Source organism: Sulfitobacter sp. HGT1, assembly GCF_013282155.1.
GTDB lineage: Bacteria > Pseudomonadota > Alphaproteobacteria > Rhodobacterales > Rhodobacteraceae > Sulfitobacter.
This window is the reverse complement of the sequence record NZ_BLWI01000030.1, coordinates 1-1,337: the sequence shown is the minus strand read 5'-3', so window position 1 is coordinate 1,337 and position 1,337 is coordinate 1. Positions and strand designations below refer to the sequence as shown.

Genomic DNA, 1,337 nt, shown 5'->3' with positions numbered 1-1,337 from the left:
GTAGGGTCAAGCTGCGTTAGCCGCTGCATCATGACTGACTTCTCGTGGTTACTAAGAGCTAACTCTTCTGAGACAATAAGAGGTTTAGTCTCACCATCGAACTCAGCTGTCTGGTCAGGTAATTCGTACGTCATTCGTACCTTAACCTTGTTAGGTTTCTTCTCACCTTTCCATTCACCACCTTCCTGTAAGCCTAGACCGATTACCTGTATAACTACAGCACGGTGTGTGTCAGCCTCAGGGATAGGTGAGATTTTACCAGATGATTTAGGTGCGTTATTAATATTTAAAGCCATGTATTTAATTCCTTAGTGGGTTGCGTACCAGTTCATGCCTATCTCTGACTCACCTGCTTGAGGTACTGCCAGCTTAAGATAGTTACTTGATACTTCAATTGATTTCTCAGCGAGAGTAGCGAACGTCTCGGCTAAGTCTTCTCTTACGATTACTTGTTGTTCATCATGCACTACAGCTGCTACCCAGTAATGCACACCACGTTTCCAACCTTTCTCCTTGAGTTTCCTTTCAAGGAATACTAAAGCGTACTGCATCATGATAGCTTCATCGGACTGTAGTCCGTACACTAGCACAGTATGCTCTGAGTTAATAGTAACAGGTCGTCCGTCAAGACCTTTGATTGTACCACCGTACAGCTCAGGTTTACCCCAAGGACCTGTACGTACCTTAGCTGTGCTCCTCCATTCTTTAGTCATCTGTTCAATAAGCTCAGCCTGTGCAGGGGCTACCTCAGCTAACGCCTCTCGTACCTCAGCACCAACAGCTTGAGCCTGTTTAGCAGGAGCAAGTACCATGTCACCTAACTTCTTGTCAGATGCACCGAACTTACAGCCTAGACCTATCGCCTTACCAGATGAACGTAGGATATCAGCTACACCTAGAGGACGTAGTCTCTCGTTAATCGCTACTGTGTTCAAGGTATGCATGTCAGTACCCTTGGTCTTATCCCCTTCGAGTAACATCCTAGTTAACTCAGGGTTGTTAGCACGGGCTGCTAGCATTCTATCCTGACAGGAGCTAGCATCAGTACCTACTATCCTGTACCCATCAGGTGCCTTGAATATCTTACGGCACTGCTTACCATCGAAGCTGTCACCCCCCGGTATATTAACTATAACGGAGTGCTTAAGCCTACCAGTAGCAGCTATCCCTGTAATGACCTGACCTACTGTACCATCAGGACGGACTCTCTTAAGTATACCCTGTATCAAGGACAGTCTGTGTCTTACCTGAATGAACTTAGCAAGTAACCTACCTACCTTACCATCAACCCCTATGAAAGGGTCTGACTGGCTTAGCTTAGGAGACGTTGGAATAAG

2 protein-coding genes are annotated in these 1,337 nt (G+C 46.1%); both read right to left on the bottom strand.

The window, feature by feature from the left end; genetic code table 11:
* Window positions 1-296: hypothetical protein (locus HGT1_RS18160; protein ID WP_217903002.1), on the bottom strand; the 296-nt coding region annotated here is incomplete at its 3' end.
* A 12-nt stretch (window positions 297-308) separates the two neighbouring features.
* The coding region (locus HGT1_RS18155) for a DNA polymerase (protein ID WP_217903001.1) at window positions 309-1,337 on the bottom strand (1,029 nt) is incomplete at its 5' end.